The 19749-nt window shown below is 64.7% G+C and carries 20 protein-coding genes; 14 read left to right on the top strand and 6 right to left on the bottom strand.

The annotated features are described in order from the left end of the window. The first annotated feature begins 6 nt into the window (after positions 1-6). On the top strand, positions 7-1287 hold the full coding sequence (locus Q0319_RS04345) for a hydantoinase/carbamoylase family amidase (protein WP_296469906.1): 1281 nt from the start codon (positions 7-9) through the stop codon (positions 1285-1287). Between the two features lie 146 nt (positions 1288-1433). Here Q0319_RS04345 and Q0319_RS04340 read toward each other — a convergent pair whose 3' ends face one another. Then, positions 1434-2231, bottom strand: a complete 798-nt coding sequence (locus Q0319_RS04340; protein WP_296469909.1) for an exodeoxyribonuclease III — start codon at positions 2229-2231, stop codon at positions 1434-1436. Between the two features lie 65 nt (positions 2232-2296). After that, positions 2297-2839 carry a MarR family transcriptional regulator gene (locus tag Q0319_RS04335; protein WP_299451209.1) on the bottom strand — a complete coding sequence of 181 codons (543 nt, stop codon included), beginning with the start codon at positions 2837-2839 and terminating at the stop codon, positions 2297-2299. A gap of 27 nt (positions 2840-2866) precedes the next feature. Between Q0319_RS04335 and Q0319_RS04330 the strand changes: the two genes are divergently transcribed. From Q0319_RS04330 to pyrE, 6 genes are all read left to right on the top strand, one after another. After that, positions 2867-3751 carry a tripartite tricarboxylate transporter substrate binding protein gene (locus Q0319_RS04330; RefSeq protein WP_296469993.1) on the top strand — a complete coding sequence of 295 codons (885 nt, stop codon included), beginning with the start codon at positions 2867-2869 and terminating at the stop codon, positions 3749-3751. 35 nt (positions 3752-3786) lie between these two features. Next, positions 3787-6096, top strand: a complete 2310-nt coding sequence (locus Q0319_RS04325; RefSeq protein ID WP_296469982.1) for a xanthine dehydrogenase family protein molybdopterin-binding subunit — start codon at positions 3787-3789, stop codon at positions 6094-6096. Next, positions 6089-6955 (top strand): xanthine dehydrogenase family protein subunit M, encoded by an 867-nt coding sequence (locus Q0319_RS04320; RefSeq protein WP_296469984.1) that lies wholly within the window; start codon positions 6089-6091, stop codon positions 6953-6955. The genes Q0319_RS04325 and Q0319_RS04320 overlap by 8 nt, the downstream gene beginning before the upstream one ends. A gap of 7 nt (positions 6956-6962) precedes the next feature. Beyond that, the gene (locus Q0319_RS04315) at positions 6963-7439 is read left to right on the top strand and encodes a (2Fe-2S)-binding protein (protein ID WP_296469988.1); all 477 of its coding nucleotides are present in this window, start codon (positions 6963-6965) and stop codon (positions 7437-7439) included. Continuing rightward, a complete protein-coding gene (locus tag Q0319_RS04310) occupies positions 7429-8295 on the top strand; it encodes an SRPBCC family protein (RefSeq protein WP_299451206.1) in 867 nt (288 codons plus the stop codon). Before Q0319_RS04315 ends, Q0319_RS04310 begins: the two co-directional genes overlap by 11 nt. A 339-nt stretch (positions 8296-8634) precedes the next feature. Continuing rightward, complete coding sequence (pyrE, locus tag Q0319_RS04305; protein WP_296468570.1) at positions 8635-9360, top strand: orotate phosphoribosyltransferase; 726 nt, start codon at positions 8635-8637, stop codon at positions 9358-9360. A gap of 133 nt (positions 9361-9493) precedes the next feature. On the opposite strand, the gene Q0319_RS04300 is transcribed toward pyrE, so the two are convergent. Continuing rightward, positions 9494-10420: a LysR family transcriptional regulator gene (locus tag Q0319_RS04300; protein ID WP_299451203.1), complete on the bottom strand. Its 927-nt coding sequence runs from the start codon at positions 10418-10420 to the stop codon at positions 9494-9496. A gap of 125 nt (positions 10421-10545) precedes the next feature. Here Q0319_RS04300 and Q0319_RS04295 point away from each other — a divergent pair, with 125 nt between their 5' ends. The 4 genes from Q0319_RS04295 to Q0319_RS04280 are packed head-to-tail and all read left to right on the top strand — an operon-like array spanning position 10546 to position 13443. Further along, positions 10546-11526 (top strand): tripartite tricarboxylate transporter substrate binding protein, encoded by a 981-nt coding sequence (locus Q0319_RS04295; RefSeq protein WP_363322239.1) that lies wholly within the window; start codon positions 10546-10548, stop codon positions 11524-11526. A 21-nt stretch (positions 11527-11547) separates the two neighbouring features. Next, positions 11548-11910 (top strand): hypothetical protein, encoded by a 363-nt coding sequence (locus Q0319_RS04290; RefSeq protein ID WP_299451199.1) that lies wholly within the window; start codon positions 11548-11550, stop codon positions 11908-11910. Further along, positions 11910-12650 (top strand): N-acyl homoserine lactonase family protein, encoded by a 741-nt coding sequence (locus Q0319_RS04285; RefSeq protein ID WP_299451197.1) that lies wholly within the window; start codon positions 11910-11912, stop codon positions 12648-12650. Before Q0319_RS04290 ends, Q0319_RS04285 begins: the two co-directional genes overlap by 1 nt. 4 nt (positions 12651-12654) lie before the next feature. Then, the gene (locus Q0319_RS04280) at positions 12655-13443 is read left to right on the top strand and encodes a carboxymuconolactone decarboxylase family protein (RefSeq protein WP_299451196.1); all 789 of its coding nucleotides are present in this window, start codon (positions 12655-12657) and stop codon (positions 13441-13443) included. Between the two features lie 92 nt (positions 13444-13535). Here the strand turns inward: Q0319_RS04280 and gatB are convergent, their stop codons facing one another. The 3 genes from gatB to gatC are packed head-to-tail and all read right to left on the bottom strand — an operon-like array spanning position 13536 to position 16853. Beyond that, positions 13536-14990 carry an Asp-tRNA(Asn)/Glu-tRNA(Gln) amidotransferase subunit GatB gene (gene gatB / locus Q0319_RS04275; RefSeq protein WP_296468572.1) on the bottom strand — a complete coding sequence of 485 codons (1455 nt, stop codon included), beginning with the start codon at positions 14988-14990 and terminating at the stop codon, positions 13536-13538. A 20-nt stretch (positions 14991-15010) separates the two neighbouring features. Continuing rightward, on the bottom strand, positions 15011-16540 hold the full coding sequence (gene gatA, locus Q0319_RS04270; RefSeq protein WP_296468573.1) for an Asp-tRNA(Asn)/Glu-tRNA(Gln) amidotransferase subunit GatA: 1530 nt from the start codon (positions 16538-16540) through the stop codon (positions 15011-15013). Between the two features lie 4 nt (positions 16541-16544). After that, positions 16545-16853, bottom strand: a complete 309-nt coding sequence (gene gatC / locus Q0319_RS04265; protein WP_296468574.1) for an Asp-tRNA(Asn)/Glu-tRNA(Gln) amidotransferase subunit GatC — start codon at positions 16851-16853, stop codon at positions 16545-16547. A gap of 210 nt (positions 16854-17063) precedes the next feature. Between gatC and Q0319_RS04260 the strand changes: the two genes are divergently transcribed. The 3 genes from Q0319_RS04260 (at position 17064) to mreD (ending at position 19700) form a co-directional block, all read left to right on the top strand. Beyond that, the gene (locus Q0319_RS04260; RefSeq protein WP_296468576.1) at positions 17064-18107 is read left to right on the top strand and encodes a rod shape-determining protein; all 1044 of its coding nucleotides are present in this window, start codon (positions 17064-17066) and stop codon (positions 18105-18107) included. Between the two features lie 106 nt (positions 18108-18213). After that, positions 18214-19161 carry a rod shape-determining protein MreC gene (mreC, locus tag Q0319_RS04255; protein WP_296468578.1) on the top strand — a complete coding sequence of 316 codons (948 nt, stop codon included), beginning with the start codon at positions 18214-18216 and terminating at the stop codon, positions 19159-19161. Beyond that, the gene (gene mreD, locus Q0319_RS04250; protein WP_296468580.1) at positions 19158-19700 is read left to right on the top strand and encodes a rod shape-determining protein MreD; all 543 of its coding nucleotides are present in this window, start codon (positions 19158-19160) and stop codon (positions 19698-19700) included. Before mreC ends, mreD begins: the two co-directional genes overlap by 4 nt. Positions 19701-19749 lie beyond the last annotated feature (49 nt).

The following is a 19749-nucleotide window of genomic DNA, read 5'->3' as shown; positions in this document are numbered from 1 at the left end:
TCTGACATGACGGCATCGATCGAGGCGGTCAAAGGCAAGGGTATTCCGGGGGCGCAGGACGCGGCCGAGTTGTTCGCGCACATACGCGACCTGAGTTTCGACGGCGTCGGCGTCTCGCGCGAGAGCTACGGGCCGACCGAGACTGCATGCCTGGAGGCGCTGGTGGAATGGGCTCGTCGGCACGGCATCGCCGCCGAGACAGACCCCGCCGCCAACGTCGTGTTCTCCCTGCCTGGGCAGGGCAGCGGGGCGGCCGTGGTATGCGGCTCGCACGTTGATTCCGTGCCCCAGGGTGGCAATTATGACGGGCTTGCCGGCGTGATCGCCGGGCTGCTGTGCTTGAAGCGGCTAAAGGACGAGGCCGTTTCATTGCCGCATCCCGTATGGGTCGCCGCGATGCGGGGCGAAGAGAGCGCGTGGTTCGGCAAGGCCTACATGGGATCGAGCGCCATCCTGGGTAAGCTCCGGCCAGAGGACCTCGAGTTGCGCAACAAGCGCAGCGGCCGTACGTTGGCCGAAGCCATGGCTAGCGTGGGCGCTGACGTAGATCGCATCGTCGCCGGCCGGCCCATGCCCTGGGTCGAGGGCGTGAAAGCCTACGTCGAATTGCACATCGAGCAAGGGCCGTTGATGGTGGCCCGCAAGTGGCCGACCGCGATCGTATCGGGCATACGGGGCAATATCCGCCACAACGCAGTGCGCTGCATTGGCGAGGCGGGGCACTCCGGGGCGGTGCCGCGCTGGCTGCGCAAGGACGCGGTATTCGCCGTGTCGGACCTGCTGATGCGGCTGGACGAGCATTGGCGCGTGCTGCTCGAACGTGGCAATGACTTGGTCGTGACCGCCGGCGTGATGGGTACCGACCCGGCCGAACATGCGGTGTCGCGCATTCCGGGGCGGGTGGATTTCAGCTTTGAGGTGCGCAGCGAAAGCACCGTGACGCTGGAAGAGTTTTACCGCGTGATGCGCGTTGAGTGCGATGCCGTGGCCCGCCAGCGCGGGGTACGGTTCGAATTCGACCGGCGCATCGAGTCGGCGCCGGCCACGATGGATTCGAAACTGGTCCAGGCGCTGCTCGACGCTTCGGCTGAGCTCGGCTTGCCTGCCGAGCGCGTGCCCAGCGGTGCCGGCCATGATGCCGCCTTGTTCGCGAATGCGGGCATTCCGTCGGCCATGATCTTCATCCGCAACGAGAACGGATCGCACAATCCTGCCGAGGCCATGGACCTCGATGACTTCATGTCAGGCGTGGAGCTGCTCTACCAGGCGCTGCCGAGATTGGGATAGCGGACTCGTTTCATTGTCGGGGCCCTTGGGGATGGCTGATCGCATGCGATGTCGATCATATCCAGCGCGTTGCGCAGGAGGGAGCCCTTTTCTTTGCCAGGCTGCCGCAAGCCTGGCTTCCTGGCCCAGGGGGGCCGTGTGCCTGCTCAGCTGAGCTTCCACTCGTAATCGATCGTCAGTGGCGCATGGTCGGAGAATCGTTCTTCCTTGTAAATGCTGGCCGTGCGGGCTGCCGCGGCGATGCCGGGCGTTGCGACTTGGTAATCGATGCGCCACCCCACGTTCTTCGCCCATGCCTGCCCGCGGTTGCTCCACCAGGTATAGGATTCGCCCGTCGTATCCGGGTGTAGCCGCCGGTAAACGTCCACCCAGCCGATTTCGTCGAACACCTTGGTCATCCATGCGCGTTCCTCGGGCAGGAAACCGCTGTTCTTCTGGTTGCTTTTCCAGTTCTTGAGGTCGATCTCTTTGTGCGCGATGTTCCAGTCGCCGCAGATCACGAACTCACGTCCGGTGCGTCGATGTTCATCCATGAGGGCGGCGAGCCACGGCGCGAAGCGGTCGAGGAAGCGGTACTTGGCTTGTTGGCGTTCGTCCCCGCTACTGCCCGAAGGCAGGTAGGCGCTGACCACGGTCAGTCCGGGCCAGTCCAGGCGCAGGATGCGGCCTTCTGCGTCGAATTCTTCTTTGTCGAAACCGCAAAGCACCGACTCGCAGGCGCGTTTCACGTAAGCGCCGACACCGCTGTACCCCTTTTTCTGCGCAGGAAAGAAATGCCCCTCGTACCCTGGCGGGTGCCGCATTTCCTCAGTGATGTCCGCATCCTGGGCCTTGAGCTCCTGCAGGCAGACGACGTCCGCCCCGGTCGAGGCGAGCCACGGGTAGAAGCCCTTGCGGGCGGCAGAACGGATGCCGTTCAGGTTGATCGATACGATGCGCAGCAAAATCGGCTCCTGAAATACGCTGTGACTGGCCGAATTCTACGCGGTGCACCGTCTAGGCCCGGCGCTCACGGCTCGTCCAAGTCGCCTTCTTCGTCCCGGCAGGCGCGGCGCAGCTTGTGGAGGGTCTTGTACAGCACCAGGCGCTCTTCGTCGTTCAAGACGCGGATCATGGCGGCTTGCGCCCGTTGGGCGACGGGCATGGCGCGTTTGTATAGCGCCTTGCCTTGTTTGGAGAGCCGGCAGGTCACACCCCGCCGGTAGGCGCCGTCCACTGCTTCGAGCTCCACGAGGCCACGGGTTTCGAGCTGTCGCAGCGCGCGGCTCACCAGCGATTTGTCGGTCTCCGATCGCTTGACCACTTCCGAAAATGGGAGCGGTTCGGCCTCGGCTACGACCGAGAGCATGCGCCATTCGGCCATGGTCAATCCGAACTGTTCGGCGTAAGGCAAGGTGACGACGCGCCGGAGCGAGTTGGCCGTGCGGACGACGAGGGTGGTGATGAAGTCGTCCACGGACAGCCCCGTACCTTGTTCGTCGAGGCCTACCCAAGGGCAGGGGTCGCCGCCGCCGCGGCTGTAGCCTGTGTTGCCGGCGCGGGGGTCGCTCATGCTGCCTCCGCATACCCGTCCAAGCCGATTACCGTGGTCGTGTCGTACCCGCCCGGAGGGGATACCGACGCCATCGCGCGCCTGTTTGCTGACAAACTCGCCGGGCGCCTGAAGCAATCGGTGATCGTCGAAAACAAGGGCGGCGCCGGTGGCACGGTCGGCAATGCCTATGTAGGCCGCGCCGCACCGGACGGCTACACCTTGCTCTTCACGCCCAATCCGTTCACGACGGCGCCCATGGTGCTGGGGCTGACGCCTGCCCAGAGCTATGACGTGCTCAACGGGTTCGAGCCCATCATCCAAACCGCCGTCCAGCCGTTGGTGCTCGTGGCCAATCCCAAGTCCGGCTTCAAGAGCGTGAAGGACATGATCGCGGCGGCCAAGGAAGGCAAGCCGGTGTCTTATGGCAGCCCTGGCGCCGGGTCGCCCATGCACGTCGTGGCCGAATGGCTGAACCGCGAAGCCAAGGTCAACATCCAGCATGTCCCCTATCGCGGCGTCGGCCCGTCGGTGACCGACGTGGTGGCCGGCCACATCGATACGGCATGGGTCACGCTGGGGCCGGTCACGCAGTACTTCGCAGCCGGCCGCCTGGTGCCGCTCGCCGTCGGCGACGCCCAGCGCACCCCGCTCGCGCCCAATATCCCCACTTTGGTCGAGTCCGGCTACAAGGACATCATCGTGGGAGCATGGAACGGCTTCTTCGCGCCCAAGGGCACGCCGGCTGAAATCGTTAAGTTGCTCAACGGTCACCTGAACGAAATCCTCAAAGACAAGGAAGTCGTCGAGAAACTCGCCACGTACGGCGCGTTCCCGCATGGCGGCGAACCGGCTGAGCTTGGTCGCACGAACGCACGCGAATACGAGGTGGTCGGCGGCATCATCAAGTCCCTGGGCATCAAGGCCCAATAAGGCGGAGGCAGGGACGAGACTATCGGGAGTACAGGATGAACGCATCGACGCTAGGCACCCCGGTGCCGCAAGTAACTGCACGATCCAAGGTGTTGGGGCGCGCGCAGTATGCGGGCGACGTCAAGGTCGCAGGCATGCTGCACGCCAAAGTGCTGCGCAGCCCCTACCCGCACGCGCGCATCGTCCGCATCGACACTTCGGCAGCGCTGGCGCTGCCGGGGGTCAAGGCAGTGCTCACCGGCGCGGATGCGCCGCGCGCCATGTGGGGCGTACATCACAAGGAGCGCCGCATCCTGGCGGATGGCGTCGTGCGGTTCGCGGGCGAGGAAGTGGCGGCCGTGGCTGCCGTGACCGAGGAGATCGCGCGCGATGCGCTCGATCTGATCCAGGTCGAATATGAGGAATTGCCCGCCATCCTGACTCCCGAGGAAGCGCTGGACGAAGAGGCGCCGGGTGTTCATCCCGGGCGCAACAACATCTCGCACGAGATCAAGTTTCACATCGGCGACGTAGAGGCCGGCTTTGCCGAGGCCGACCTCGTCTACGAGGCTACCTACGTCTGCCATTCGCAGTACCCGGGCTATCTCGAGCCCATGGCGACCGTTGCCACCATCGATGCAGACGGCCGGCTGCAAGTCTGGACCTCGACCCAATCGATATTCCAGGCCCGGGCCCGGCTGGCTGCTGCCCTGGAGCTTCCCGTCTCGCGCATCCGCGTGATGCAGGCCACGACGGGCGGCGGCTTCGGTGGCAAGCTCGTGGAAGACGCTAACAACCTCATCGCGGGGCTGTTGGCGCTGCGGACCGGCAAGCCGGTGCGCCTGGTGAACAACCGGCTCGAGGATTTCCTCGCCTGCTGTTCCAGCGTGCCTGAGCGCATCACGCTCAAGCTCGGCATGACCAAGGACGGCATCATCACCGCCAAGGACGTGCGCATCATCGCTGAGTGCGGCGCCTATAGCGGGCTTTCTGCCGAGGTCATGCACGTGACTGCCATGCGCAGCGACAACATGCACCGCCTGAAGAATGTGCGCTCGCACGCGACGCTGGTCTATACGAACAATCCGCCTCATGGCGCGTTCCGCGGCTTCGGCGGCACGCAGATGCAGTTCGCGCTGAACAGCCACATCCACATGATGGCCGAGAAGCTGGGGCTCGATCCCATCGAGATCCACAAGCGCAACGCGCACGAGGTCGGCGACACGTCCATTCACGGCTGGAAAATCGGCAGCACGGGCTTGCGCGAGTGCATCGACCAATGCGTCGAGGCCATGCAGTGGCATGCCAAGCGCGCCGACGCATCGCGCAAGACCGGTGTCAAGCGCCGGGGCATCGGCATGGCTGCCGCCATGCACGTCAGCGGCAACCGCACGATCGGCGATTGGGATGGCTCCACCGTCGTCGTGAAGGTCAATGAGGACGGCCGCGTGATCGTCCATAGCGGCGAGTGCGACATGGGGCAGGGCGCGATGACGATGTTGAGCCAAGTGGTCGCCCACGAGCTCAACATTCCGCTCTCCCACGTACACGTGGTGGCACCCGATACGGACGTTTCCCCGTACGCCATTGGCTCGCTGGCGTCGCGCGTGACCATCGCCGCCGGCAATGCGGCCATCTTGGCCGGACGCAAGGCGCGCGAGGCGCTGCTGAACCTGGCGGCGGAGAGGCTTGGCGTGCCCGCCGACAAGCTCGAAATCGCGGACGGCCTGATCCGCGCCGTCGACGATCACGAGAAAAAGGCCACGTTGGCCGAAATCGCCAAGCTGCACATATGGCGTCATGATGGCGAGGGCATCCAGGTCAGCGCGACCTGGGACGCCAAGACGGTCATGCACGGCAATGTCCACGGCAATATCGCGCCCGCCCATACGTATGCGGCGCAAATCGTCGAGGTCGAGGTGGATACCGAGACCGGCCAAGTGACGGTGCTGGATTCGTTCCTCTCCGACGACTGCGGCAAAGCCTTCAACCCGTTGGCCGTCCACGGACAGAGCAATGGCGCTGCGACGCAGGCCATGGGGTGGGCGTTGTACGAGCAGATGCACCTGGAAAACGGGCGGCTGGTGAACGGTAACTTCGCCGACTACAACATGCCTACGGCCGACTCGATTCCTTTGTTGCGTTCGGGCATCGTGGAGTCCAACGATCCCAACGGTCCGTATGGCGCGAAAGGCGCGAGCGAGACCGCAATCCTGCCCGGCGCGGCCGCGATCGCCAATGCCGTCTACGACGCCATCGGCGTCCGCATTACGGACTTGCCCATCACGCCCGAGAAGGTGCTGGCGGGGCTGCGCGCCCAACGCCAGGCACGCGAACAGGAACAAGGAGGTACCCATCATGCGTGATTTCGACTTCCTCGAGCCGGCATCCGTGGCCGAGGCCAGCCGCATGCTGGCGGACCTCGGCGAAGATTGCCGCGTCATGGCCGGAGGCACCGCGCTCATGCTGGCCATGCGCCAGCGCATGCTCATGCCTTCGCACATCATTTCCGTGGCGCGGATAGAGGCCTTGCGCGGCATCCACTTCGATCCCGTGAACGGGCTGCGCATCGGCGCCCTGACGCGCCACATCGACCTGGCCGATTCGCCCATCGTCAAACAGCACTATCCGATGCTGGCCGACATGGCGGCGAGGGTGGCCAATCCGCAAGTCCGCAACCAAGGCACGGTGGGCGGCAATCTCTGTTATGCCGATCCGTCCACCGATCCCCCGACCTGCCTGATGTCGCTCGGTGCGAGCGTGGTGCTCGGCAGCACCCGCGGAGAGCGGGTGTTGTCGCTCGAAGCGTTCTTGGTGGATTACTACGTGACCGCCATCGAGCCGGACGAAGTCGTGGTGGAAATCCGCGTGCCGGCGCCTGCCGCGGATTTCTCCGGCCGCTATACCCGTTTCCTGCGTACCGCCGCCGAGCATCGCCCGTTGATCGGCCTGTCGCTGGCCACGCGCCGCAGCGGCAACGTGTGCCGTGAGGCGGTGCTGACCGTCGGCGCCTCCACGCCCATTCCCTGCCGTGTTCCCCGCGCCGAGCAGTTCCTGGCCGGCAAGGCCATCACGCGCGAGGTCGCGGCCGAGGCAGCGGAGATCGTCGCCGCGGACATCGAGCCGGTGTCCGATTTGCGTGGCTCCGCGGAGTTTCGCCGAGACATGGTACGGGTCGTGGCCCGGCGCACCATCGCCGGCCTCTACGGCTTGGCCGAGGAGTGAAGACATCATGAGCAAGCATTTGATCGAAGTCACCGTAAACGGTGAGAAACACAGCGTCGAAGTACCCGCACGCCGCATGCTGTCGGACTTCCTGCGCGACGACTTGAACCTGACCGGTACCAAGCGCGGCTGCGAAACCGGCATTTGCGGCGCCTGCTCCGTGCTGGTCGATGGCGAGGTGGTCAAGTCGTGTTTGTCGCTGGCGGTGCAGGCGAACGGACGCAGCATTACCACCGTCGAAGGCCTGGCCAAAGGCGACGAGCTTCATCCCCTGCAGAAGAGCTTCATGGAATGCGGCGGCCTGCAGTGCGGCTACTGCACGCCGGGCATGTTGATGACGGCCTGCCATCTGCTCAAGCGCAATCCGCGGCCCACGGCCGACGAGGTGCGCGAAGGGTTGAACGGCAATCTGTGCCGGTGCACGGGTTATGCCCAGATCGTCGAGTCCATTCTCGACGCCTCGGAGAAAATGAATGGAAATTGAGAAGGTTTTGACCGTGCCCGCCCCGGCCGCCAAGGTCTGGGAGATGTTGCTGGACCCGACCGTCATGGCCAGCTGCGTGCCGGGCATGAAATCGATCGAGGTGATCAGCGACGTCGAATACAACGCGGTCATTCACGTCAAGATCAGCTTCATCAGCGCCAAGTTCAAGCTCAAGACGCGCATCGTCGAACAGCGCGCGCCCGAGTACCTGCGGGCCGAGGGCACCGGCGAGGATGCCTCGGTGGCGAGCTCGCTCAAGCAGCAGAGCGAAGTGTTCCTGAAGGAACTGCCCGGCGGACAAACCGAGCTGCGCACCAAGGTCAAGGTCGACGTCCTCGGCCGGCTGGGGACCTTCGGCCTGAGCGTCATGAAGACCAAGGCCGACCGGATGTGGGAAGAATTCAGCCAGAACCTGGCTACGCGCCTGGCGGGTGGCGAGGTTCCCGGCGCGGCAAACGTCACGGTGACGCGCGTCGGCACCGCCGAGGCGGGCAAGCCCGCTGCCCAAGCGGTGGCTTCGGCCGTGCCGGCCGGTGCTTCCACGGCAGCGCCGGCCGCGGCGCCTACGCCTGCAGCAACGCCAGCTCCCGCGGCGCCAGCCTCGGCTGCCGGCCCCGCTGCATCGCCTTCCGCTCCAGCCGCGGCGACCGACGCCGCGTCGGTCCAGGGCAGCATCAACGGCGTTCCGGTGTCACGTGGCGCCTCCGAGGCTGGTTGGCTGTCGCGCCTGCTGGGCCGCTCGTCTTCAGGTGTCATCCATGTGGAGCTGCGGCGCGGCGACACATCTTTGACCGTCGATTGGCCGGCCTCGAGTGCCAAGGAGTGCGCGGACTGGCTGCGCGACGTGCTCAAGTAAAGTAAGCGGTAAGCGCGAACGACTAAGGCCGGTGCCGGCAGATGGCCGACACCTGCCTTTTTCTTATTGCCCCGGCCCCGGCGACGCGGTCCGCGAACCCGCTCCCGGCTGTCTAGCGCTTGGCCGGCAGTGTGTCGGGTCTGGCCCGGGGAACGTAGCCCTCGCGACCGCCGGTTCGCCGGCCCGTCCCTGGCATTCGCGAGTAGCCGGCCGCGGGCCGGTAGGGGTTCTCTCGCCCTGCCCCCCATTCGCCCCCTGGCCCCCTCCCGTTTTACAATCACCCTGGCCTATTGCGCCGCCGGGGGAAGGCCTTCCCCTGTGCCGTTGTGACTACGTACCATGACCGCCGTGCCCCAGACCGCTATCGCTATCAGCCCAGTCCCCGACCCTACGATCGACAAGAATCGTTTTCGCACCGATTTCGTCCGGTTCGCCACCGAACTCGGCGTGTTGCGATTTGGTTCGTTTACGACCAAGGCAGGGCGTCTGAGCCCCTACTTCTTCAACGCCGGCCTGTTCAACAGCGGCGCGGCCGTCGGCCGGCTGGCCGAGTTCTATGCCGAAGCCCTGCTGGCTTCCGGCGTCGAGTTCGACATGCTGTACGGCCCGGCCTACAAGGGCATCCCGCTCGTGACCGCGACGTCGGTGGCGCTCGCCGCCCGCGGCCGCGACGTCCCGTTTGCGTTTAACCGCAAAGAGGCCAAGGACCACGGTGAAGGCGGCTCGCTGGTCGGCGCACCGCTGAAAGGACGGGTCGTCATCATCGACGACGTGATTACGGCCGGTACTTCGGTGCGGGAATCGGTGCGGCTCATCCAGGCCGCCGGGGCCCGTCCCGCCGCCGTGCTGATCGCCTTGGACCGCATGGAACGCGTGGGCCCCGACGATGCCTTGTCGGAGCATTCCGCCGTCCAGGACGTCGAGCGGACGAACGGGTGTCCGGTCGTCAGCATCGCGTCGCTCGACGACATCCTCGACATGATCCAGCAAGGCGGCGGCAACGGTGAGTTCGAGCAGCATCGGGAAGCCGTGCTTGCCTATCGCGCCCGCTATGGGGTGATCTGAACCACCAAGCCGCGGCCCGCGGGTGGGCTGCGGCGCAAACCCCGTTCAGCCGAGCCGGATTCTGCGGTTGTTCGGCAGGGGCCCTCTGCAGTCTCCCCGGCGTGCGCCCATGCATGCTTGTGCGGTGGCGGGCCTACGCGCCGCCTGGGGCGGGGGAAGGGGACAAGGCCGATCCCTGCGGCGCGCTTTTCGCATAGGTGCGCAGTTGTCTCAGGAATGCGTCGACCAGCGGATTGGGGCTGTCGATCCAGGAGAGGAATATTTGCCGGGTGATCTCGGCGTCGGCGAGCGGGATCTTCAGCAGTGCTGAATGATGTATCGATTCGGCCGTTGACTGGGCAATGATCGCGGCGCCGGCCCCGCGGGCGAGCAAGCTTTCGAGTGCGGTGATCGTGTTCACCTGGATGGAGGGGATGGCGCGCGCAAGCAGGCTCGCATTGACGCGCTGATTGTCCGCCAGGTTTACCAGGGTTGAACCTACGAAGTCGTCCAGCGTCAGGTACGAGCGGTGGGCCAAGGCGTGGTCGCGGCGAAGCACGGCGCAGAATCGTTCTGAAAAGAGTAGCTCGGATCTCAGTTCGGGGCCGTTGACGGGCCGGGAGCAAATCGCGACTTCGCACTTGCCCGAGCTCAACAGGGTGGAGCATGCACCCGAATCGCTATCTAGAACGGAGAGGTGGGCGTCGCGCCAGCTCTTGGCCAGATTGGCCAAGATGGGTGAGACGATGTCGGGAACGAGCGATGGCAGGCATGCGACCCGCAGAATTCCGGCGTGGGTAACGGATGCGGGCGCGATATGCGCCACAGCCTCGTTCAGTATCTGGAGCGCCTGGCGCGCCGCTCTCAGGAATTCTTCCCCGGCCGGCGTGAGTTCGATGCCTTTGTGTGTGTTGGCGCGCCGCACCAATTGCGTCCCGAGTTTGCTTTCCAGATGCTTGAGTTGAAGGCTCAGGGCTGGCTGGGAAAGTGCGCACTTCTCGGCAGCCTCTTTGATGGAGGCGCTGCCCGCCAACAATACGAAGTTACGCATTTCCCGTGTCGAAAGCAGAGGCAATTTCATGTGCGCCCCATTTAAAAGATAAATCGCGCTATCAGCTGAATAAAACCTCGACTGTGGCCTCGCACTCTACCATCGCGGCATAACAACTACCTCAGGAGACTTTCGTGCGCCCGGTCACATTTTCAATGTCGTCCGCCGCCTTGGCTCGGCGGGTGTTTATCGCGTGTGCGCTCTGCTTGGGCGCCGCGGCCTGGAGTGCTTCTGCAGCACCGGCCTTTCCAACCAAGCCTGTTCGCCTGATGGTCGGATTTCCGCCGGGCGGCGGGGTGGATGTAGCGGCCCGTGCCTTAGGCGGGGTTCTATCCGGTGAACTTGGGCAATCCGTGATCGTGGAGAATCTGGCCGGCGCCGGTGGGAACATCGCCACCGACCGCGTCGTGAAGTCGGCACCTGACGGCTATACCCTGTTGTTCGGCAGCATCGCGTTGTCGATCAATCCTTCGCTGTACAAATCGCTCAGCTTCGACCCGGTCACGCAGCTGCGCGCGGTCGCCATGGTGTCCACGTCGCCGTATGTCCTGCTGGCCGGCGCCGGGTCGGGCATCGATTCCGTCCAGAAATTGATCGCCCGGGCCAGGGCCGGCGAGGACATCCATTACGCGAGCGCCGGCAATGGTTCCGGATCACACCTGTTCATGCAGCAGTTTGCCGACATCGCCGGCATCAAGATGTCACACGTGCCATACCGCGGCGCAGCACCCGCTCTGAACGATGTGCTGGGCAACCAGGTGCCGGTCGTGTTCGACAGCATCATGACGACCTTGCCTCACATCCGGGCCGGCACATTGAAGGCGCTGGGGCTGAGCTCCAAGAAGAAGTCGGCCATCGCGCCCGACATCGCCCCTCTCGACGAGCTCGGGGTTCAAGGCATGGATTCGACGAGCTGGTTCATCATTTTCGCGCCGGCGGCTACCGAACCGGCTGTCATGGAGACCCTGCACCAGGCGATCAACCGATCGCTGAAGAATCCGGAGCTGCAGGCCCGCTTCGCCGCCATGGGGGCGGAAATCGCGGTGACCTCGATGGCTGAAGCCCAGCGCTTCTACGAATCCGAGGTGCGCAAATGGGCGGCCGTGGTGAAGGCCTCGGGCGTCAGGACGGACTGAGCCGACCCCGGAGTTCCCACTATGCCTCACGTCACGCTCGATATTTCCGCCAATCTCGGACCTTTGGCCGACGAGTTGCTCGACTCGGCCGTAGAGGTTTGCCGTCGGTCTGGCGGATTCGATGCGGCCGTCATCATGGGCCGGGCCGTCGTGCATGAACGATTTCGTGTGCTCCAGCGAGGCGCCTCCGCGTTCGTCGCGGCGACGCTGCGCATCCGGCCGGGTCGAGATGGGTGCTTCGTTTCCAGCTTGAGTGCGGACATCGCGAAGGCCGTAGAGGGAGCCCTCGCCAAGAACGGAGTACCGCTACGCACATGCATAACCTGCGAAATTGCGGAGATTGACGTGCGAACGCGCGCCCTGACCCTGTATGGAGAACCCTGATGGCGACGATCCACGCCATTCCGCTGGCCAAAATATTGGGCCGAGCGGAGAAGACGAAGTTCACTTATCTGAAGGGTTTTGGCCAGAACGTCGAGTTCGGCTACTACTGCTGGTTGGTGCGGGACGGTCCGGAAAACATCTTGATTGACGCAGGCGCCACGGCAGAGCAGGCCATCCGTGCCTGGGGGCGTCCTCCCGATACCGTCGAGCACGTGCAGACACTGGAAGAGGGGCTCGCGGCGCACGGCCTGCGGATCGCAGACATCCAGCGCGTGATCCTGACTCACCTGCACATGGACCATATCGCGCACATCCACGCATTCGGGGCCGCGGAGAAAATCGTGCAGCGGCAAGAATGGTTGTTCGCCTCCCAGCCTCAGCCTATCGACCGGTACTACGACCCGTCGTTCATTGCAGGGCTCGATTTCACGCTGATCGACGGAGATCAACAGATCACCGACAACGTAGGCGTGCTGTTCACGCCCGGCCATACGCCCGGCGGGCAGTCCGTGTGGGTGAGGACCGAGCGAGGGGTAGGCGTGATCACCGGCTTTTGCTGCATCCACGAGAATTTCGGCGGTTGCGAATGCCGCGGTCCCGAGGTTCCGGAACTGACCATCCCTGGCATCCACCAGAACGCCATGGACGCTTACAACAGCATGCTCAAGGTGTGGAATGCCGCGGATTTCATTGTGGCCAACCATGACGCCAAATACATTCTCGAGAACGAAGTGAGTTGAACTTATGGATATCGTCAAGGCGCGCGCGTTGATCGACAGTATTTACGGCGAGGCTGAGTGGGTGGATGTCTTGTGCAGGCTAAGCCCTAGGAAGGCCATCGGACTGGCGTATGTCGCCGAGGGCATCTTTAATCGATCCTCGCTGCCGGAACGAGTCAAGCACTTCATCTTGTTCGTCATATATCTCTCCCAGGGGCGTTCGGAGCTGGCACGGCTACATGCCCAGCTTGCCAGGAAAGCCGGCGGCTCTACCGAGGAGTTGCTGGAGGCGCTGGAAGTGTTCCTGCCGTCGCGCGGTGTCCACATGTACAGCGAGGGCTTGCGTCTCATCGGCGTCGACGCCCGGTCCGTCCCCGCGACGGGCGATCGGGAGGCTAGCCACGAGCCCGCGGACGTGGCGGACATCCTGGGGTACTTTGAGCAAGTGCTGCACGGCTTGCCTCCTTTCATTACGCTGCTGGCCGAGTACAAACCCGAACTCTTGCAGGGCTACTACATCTTGCGCAGCGAAAACCTCCGCCAAGGAGTACTGGACCACAAATACAAAGAGCTGCTGCTGGTGGCGCTCAATACGTCGGAGCGTTATACGGAGGGCGCCCGAATCCACGTTGTCAACGCGCTCGAGAACGGCGCGACGCCTGAGGAGGTCGTCGATGCCATGACGACCGCCATTTTGTCGGGCGGCGTGCCTGGCTGGATAGAAGGGAGCAAGGCGTTCATCGCCGGCCAGGCGGCGCTATCGCGCCCGGCCGGTGGCGACGGCCCACGCGCTGCAGAAGGAGCGACCGGGTAACGCGAACGGGGAGTGCAGCGCTGTGCGGCCCGCCGCAAGCGGATGGGACACGGCCCCGGCGAGGCGGGGCCGCGAGGGTGGGCGCAGGAGGATCAGGACAGCTTTTGCCGCAGCAGTTCGTTGACCTGCTGCGGGTTGGCCTTGCCCTTGGCGGCTTTCATCACCTGGCCGACCAGGGAGTTGAAGGCCTTTTCCTTGCCGGCGCGGTATTCGGCCACGATGGCCGGGTTGGCTGCAATGACGTCGTCGACCATCTTGGCGATGGCGCCGGTGTCGCTGATTTGCTTCAGGCCACGCGCCTCGATGATGGCGTCGGCGTCGCCGCCTTGTTCGCCCTGCCAAATGGCCGCGAAGACTTCGCGCGCGATCTTGTTGGAAATGGTGCCGTCGGCGATCCGCGTCAGCAGCTTCGCGAGCTGGGCGCTCGATACCGGGCTCTGGGAGATGTCTTTCTCTTCGCGGTTCAGGGCCGCAGCCAGTTCGCCCATGATCCAGTTGGCCGCCAGCTTGGCCTGCCCGGCGGGCAGCGCCTTGACCGCGGCCTCGAAGTAATCGGCGGTCGCGCGGCTGACGGTGAGCTGGGCGGCGTCGTACGCCGGCAGGCCGTATTCCGACTCGAAGCGGGCGCGCTTGGCGGCCGGCAGCTCGGGCATTTCCGCGCGCACGCGCTCGATCCATTCCTGGGAAATGACCAGCGGCGGTAAGTCGGGGTCGGGGAAGTAGCGGTAGTCGTGCGCATCTTCCTTGGACCGCATGCTGCGGGTTTCGTCGCGGTCGGGGTCGTACAGCCGGGTTTCCTGCACGACCTGGCCGCCGTCTTCGATCAGCTCGATCTGGCGGCGAACCTCGTACTGAATGGCGCGTTCGAGGAAGCGGAAGGAGTTGACGTTCTTGGTTTCGGTGCGGGTGCCGAATTCCTTTTGGCCGGCGGGGCGCACCGAGACGTTGGCGTCGATGCGGAACGAGCCTTCCTGCATGTTGCCGTCGCAGATGCCCAGCCACACCACGAGCGCGTGCAGCGCCTTGGCGTAGGCCACGGCCTCTTCGGCGGACCGCAGCTCGGGTTCCGAGACGATTTCCAGCAGCGGCGTGCCGGCGCGGTTCAAGTCGATGCCGGAAGATTTCTCGCCGTGCGGCCCGATGAAGTCGTCGTGCAGCGATTTGCCTGCATCTTCTTCGAGGTGGGCGCGCGTGAGCCGGACGGTTTTTTCCTTGTCGCCCACGAAGAAGGTGAGCGAGCCGCCCTGGACTACCGGGATTTCGTACTGGCTGATCTGGTAGTTCTTGGGCAGGTCGGGATAGAAGTAGTTCTTGCGCGCGAAGATGGAGCGAGGGGCGATGTGCGAGCCGAGCGCCAGGCCGAGCTTGATCGCCCGCTCCACCGCGCCGCGGTTCATCACCGGCAGCGTGCCCGGCAGCGCTAGGTCGACGGCGTTTGCCTGCATGTTGGCCGGCGCCCCGAAGCGGGTGCTGCTGCCCGAGAAGATCTTGGATGCCGTGGACAGTTGCACGTGCGTTTCCAGACCGATGACGACTTCCCAGTTCATACGTTCGTTCCGCTTGAAGATCACAGGCTGCCGGGACGGCGTTCGTGCCAGTCGGTGGCTTGTTGGAAGATGTCGGCGATGCCGAGCAGCCGCCCCTCGTCGAAGTAATTGCCGATGATCTGCAGGCCGACGGGGCGTCGGCCATGGACCGGACCCAGGCCGAAGCCGCAGGGGATGGACACCCCGGGCAGGCCTGCCAAGTTCAGGCTCAGCGTGTAAATGTCGGCCAGGTACATGGCCACCGGATCATTCGTCTTCTCGCCCAGGTTCCAGGCGACCGTGGGCGATACCGGGCCGATGATGACGTCGCATTGGCCGCGCAGTGCCTTTTGGAAGTCTTCGGCAACCAGCCGGCGCACTTTCTGCGCCTGCAGGTAGTAGGCGTCGTAATAGCCGTGCGACAGCACGTAGGTGCCGATCAGGATGCGGCGCTGCACTTCGAGCCCGAAGCCTTCCGCGCGCGAACGGCTCGTCATGTCGGCCAAATCCTGGTACTGGGCGGCGCGGTGTCCGTAGCGGACGCCGTCGTAGCGCGAGAGGTTGCTGGAGGCTTCGGCCGGGGCGATGACGTAGTAGGCGGGGATGGACAGCTCCGTGCGCGGCAGCGAGATGTCGACGCGCTCGGCGCCCAGCGTCTCGAATTGCTGGAGTGCTGCCTCGATCGCCATGCGGACGTCGTCGGCCAGGCCGGGGCCAAAGAACTCGCGCGGGATCCCGATGCGCAGGCCAGCCAGGGGTTTGTCGCCCTTCGCGCCGGCCAAGAATGCCTCGAAGGCCGCCCGGACGCGCCCCGGGGCGTTGGGTTCGCCACCGCAGCGTTCCAGGCTGGTGGAGTCGCGCTCGTCGAAGCCCGTGATGGGGTCGAGCAGTTCCAGCAGGTCGCGGGCGTGGCGCGCGATCGGGCCGCCCTGGTCGAGGCTGGACCCGTAGGCGATCATCCCGTAGCGGGAAACAGTGCCGTAGGTGGGCTTGATGCCGCTGACGCCGCACAGGGCCGAGGGCTGGCGGATGGATCCCCCGGTGTCGGTTGCCGTGGCGCCGACCACCAGGCCCGCCGCCACGGCGGCCGCCGAGCCGCCCGACGAGCCGCCCGGCACCGCGGAGGTATCCCACGGGTTGAGCACCGGGCCGAAGGCCGAATTCTCGTTGGACGAACCCATGGCGAACTCGTCGCAGTTGAGCTTGCCCAGCGTGACGGCGCCTGCAGCGGCGAGGCGTTCGACCACTGTCGCGTCGAAGGGGCTGACGTAATTCTTGAGCATGGCGCTGGCAGCCGTGGTGCGCCAGCCGCGCGTCACGAAGACGTCCTTGTGGGCGATGGGGATGCCGGTCAGCGGGGCGGCGCGACCCTCGGCCAGGGCGGCGTCGGCCGCGCGGGCCTGGGCCAGCGTCAGGTCGGCGTCCACATGCAGGAAGGCGTTCAGCTCGTGGCGGGCGGCAATGGCGTCGAGCGCGCTTTGTGCCAGTTCGGTAGCCGAGACGCGCCGCTCGTCCAAGGCCTTGCGCAGCTCGGCAATGCTCGCGAATTCGGTATGCAGGGGCAATGTCATGGGCTTACTCGATGACCTTGGGCACCAGGAAAAGGCCGTCCTGGACGGCGGGGGCGTTGGCCAGCAGCGCGTCGCGCGATGCCTCCGTGGCAGGTTCGGTGACCTCGTCCTCGCGCAGGCGCAAGGCCACGTCCTCGATGGCGGAGATGGGGTGGGTGAGCGGTTCCACGCCTTGGGTGTCCACGGCCTGCAGCTGTTCGATCAGGCCGAAGATGCCGTTGAGGTCTTTGAGGACTCGCTCCTGGATGTCGCTTGCGAGCTCCAGCCGGGCCAGCCGCGCGATGCGCGTGACGTCGTTTTCGGTAAGCGCCATGGCAGGTGTGATGGAAAGGCCGCTAAAGTGCAAAAAGTTACATTTTTGCGCGCTTCGGCCGGGGTAGTCGTAACACCGCTTCGAAGTTCGCAGACTCGAGATTAATGCAGAACTTTGATGCAGTTTCGGGGTATCAAAACAGGATTATAAGTTATCATTTTGCGTTTACCGGACCGCCCACCGCTCCCCGCTCTCCTAATAAAGATCCCGATGTTCAGTTTCCTGCGCAGTTATTTCTCCAACGATCTAGCGATCGACCTTGGCACCGCCAATACGCTGATCTACGTCCGCAGCAAGGGCATCGTGTTGAACGAACCCTCGGTGGTGGCGATCCGTCAGGAAGGCGGCCCAAGTGGCAAGAAATCGATTCAGGCCGTCGGCAAAGAAGCCAAGCAGATGCTGGGGCGCGTGCCGGGCAACATCGAAGCCATCCGTCCGATGAAAGACGGGGTCATTGCCGACTTCACCGTGACCGAGCAGATGCTCAAGCAGTTCATCCGCATGGTCCATCCCAAGGGGCTGTTCGCTCCCAGTCCCCGCATCATCATCTGCGTTCCCTGCGGCTCGACGCAGGTCGAGCGCCGGGCGATCCGGGAGTCGGCGCTGGGCGCGGGCGCGAGCCAGGTCTTCCTGATCGAAGAGCCCATGGCCGCGGCGATCGGGGCAGGGCTGTCCGTTTCGGACGCCAGCGGGTCCATGGTGGTGGACATCGGGGGCGGCACGACCGAGGTCGCGGTCATCTCGCTGGGCGGGATGGTTTACAAGGGGTCGGTGCGCGTCGGCGGGGACAAGTTCGACGAGGCCATCGTCAACTACATCCGCCGCAATTACGGCATGCTGATCGGCGAGCCCACGGCCGAACTCATCAAGAAAGCCATCGGTTCGGCGTTTCCCGGCTCCGAGGTCAAGGAGATGGAGGTCAAGGGGCGCAACCTGTCCGAGGGCATCCCCCGCAGCTTCACCGTTTCGTCGAACGAGATCCTCGAGGCCCTGACCGATCCGCTCAACCAGATCGTCTCGGCCGTCAAGATTGCCTTGGAGCAGACCCCGCCAGAGCTGGGGGCCGACATCACTGAAAAAGGTATCATGTTGACCGGCGGCGGCGCGCTGTTGCGCGACCTGGACCGGCTGCTGCAGGAAGAAACCGGTTTGCCCGTCCTCGTGGCCGAGGATCCGCTCACTTGCGTGGTGCGCGGATGCGGGCAGGCTCTCGAGCGCATGGACAAGCTGGGCGCCATTTTCACCAACGAGTAACCCTCATCGGGTCTAAAGGCGACGGGGCGAATCGGCTAGAAGCGAGACGCCCCGGTTTTTTTTCTGAAGGGAACTGTCCCGGATCGGACGCTGGACACCGACTTCCATGCAACACAGTCCACCGTCGTTTTTCAAACAAGGTCCGCCGGCCTGGAGCCGGCTGATGTTCTTCGTGCTCCTCTCCCTGGCCATGCTGGTGGTCGACACCAGGATGCGGGCGCTCGACGCGCTGCGCGAGGCGATCGGCGTGGTGCTCTATCCCTTCCAGCGGGTCATGCTGCTGCCGCGCGAGGGCGTGCGGTACGTGGCTGAGTTTTTCGAAGTCAACAGCAGCGTGCAGCAGGAAATCGAGGCGATGCGCCGCCAGCGCATCGAGATGGCGCAGATCACCGCCCAGGCTGCCCAATTGGCCGCCGAAAACGCGCAGCTGCGACGCCTGCTCGGGGCGAGCGAGCGCGTCCAGGCGCCTGCCGTGCTGGTCCAGGTGCTGTATGAATCGCGCGATCCGTTTTCGCGCCGGCTGATCGTCGACAAGGGAAGCGCCCACGGGCTGCTCGCCGGCATGCCGGTGATCGACGACGGCGGCGTGGTCGGGCAGGTCGTGCGGACCTTGCCGATGACGTCCGAAGTGGCCTTGCTGACCGATCGCGTCCAGTCTATCCCCATCCAGGTGTTGCGCAACGGGCTGCGGGGCATTACCTCGGGCGGCGAAATACCCGGCCGGCTGGGCCTGCGGTTCATGGCGGCCGATGCGGACGTCCAGGTGGGCGACACCCTGGTGACGAGCGGCCTGGACGGCGTGTATCCGGAGGGGTTGCCCGTGGCAGTGGTCGAGTCGGTCGAACGCGACGCCAGTTCCGGGTTTGCCCGCATTCTGTGCAAGCCCATAGCGGGGCTGGACCGCCATCGGCACTTCCTGGTGCTGCAGACGATCACGTCGGAACTTCCCGGCGGAGCCAAGGACGAATCGCCCAGGAAAGCCGTGTCGGAGCAGAACGCGTCCGAGAAAACGCCCCAGTCTTCTGTCGCTTCTCGCGGTACTCGTCGCCGATGAAAGTTCCGTCCACCTTGCCGCGTTCACGCGTGCCCCCGGAGCAACTGTTGTTGCCGGTCGAGCCGCGTTTCATTTGGCTGACTTTGTTCCTCGCCTGGCTGCTGAACCTGCTCCCTTGGGGGCAGGTGGGCGGCATCCCCGACTTGCTCGCGATCTGCCTGGTATTCTGGAGCGTGCACGAGCCCAGGCGAGTGGGCATGCTCGCGGCGTTCTTGTTCGGCATCCTGATGGACGTCCACGGTTCCGCCCGGTTGGGTGAGCATGCGCTTGCCTACACGCTGATGGTGTATTTGGCCTTGCTCATCCACCGTCGGCTGTCATGGTTTTCGCCCTGGGTCCAGGCCCTGCACGTCCTGCCGATTTTTTTCGTTTCCGAACTCACGGTATTCTCTATTCGCGGCTGGCTCGACAATAGCTGGCCAGGATGGTGGTGGGCGCTGAGCAGCGTCATCTCCGCCTTGCTCTGGCCTTTGGCCGGGTGGATTCTGCAGGCGCCCCAGCGCCGGGCGATCGATCCGGACGACACGAGGCCCATTTGACGTCCTGCAGGCCGACCGTCACTCGCCCGTCCCGTCTTTCGGCGGGGCG

It is taken from the genome of uncultured Pigmentiphaga sp. (assembly GCF_937950555.1).
In the GTDB taxonomy this organism is placed as follows: Bacteria; Pseudomonadota; Gammaproteobacteria; order Burkholderiales; family Burkholderiaceae_B; genus Pigmentiphaga.
Note: the sequence above shows the minus strand (reverse complement) of the source record. Positions and strands in the feature narration are given on the sequence as shown.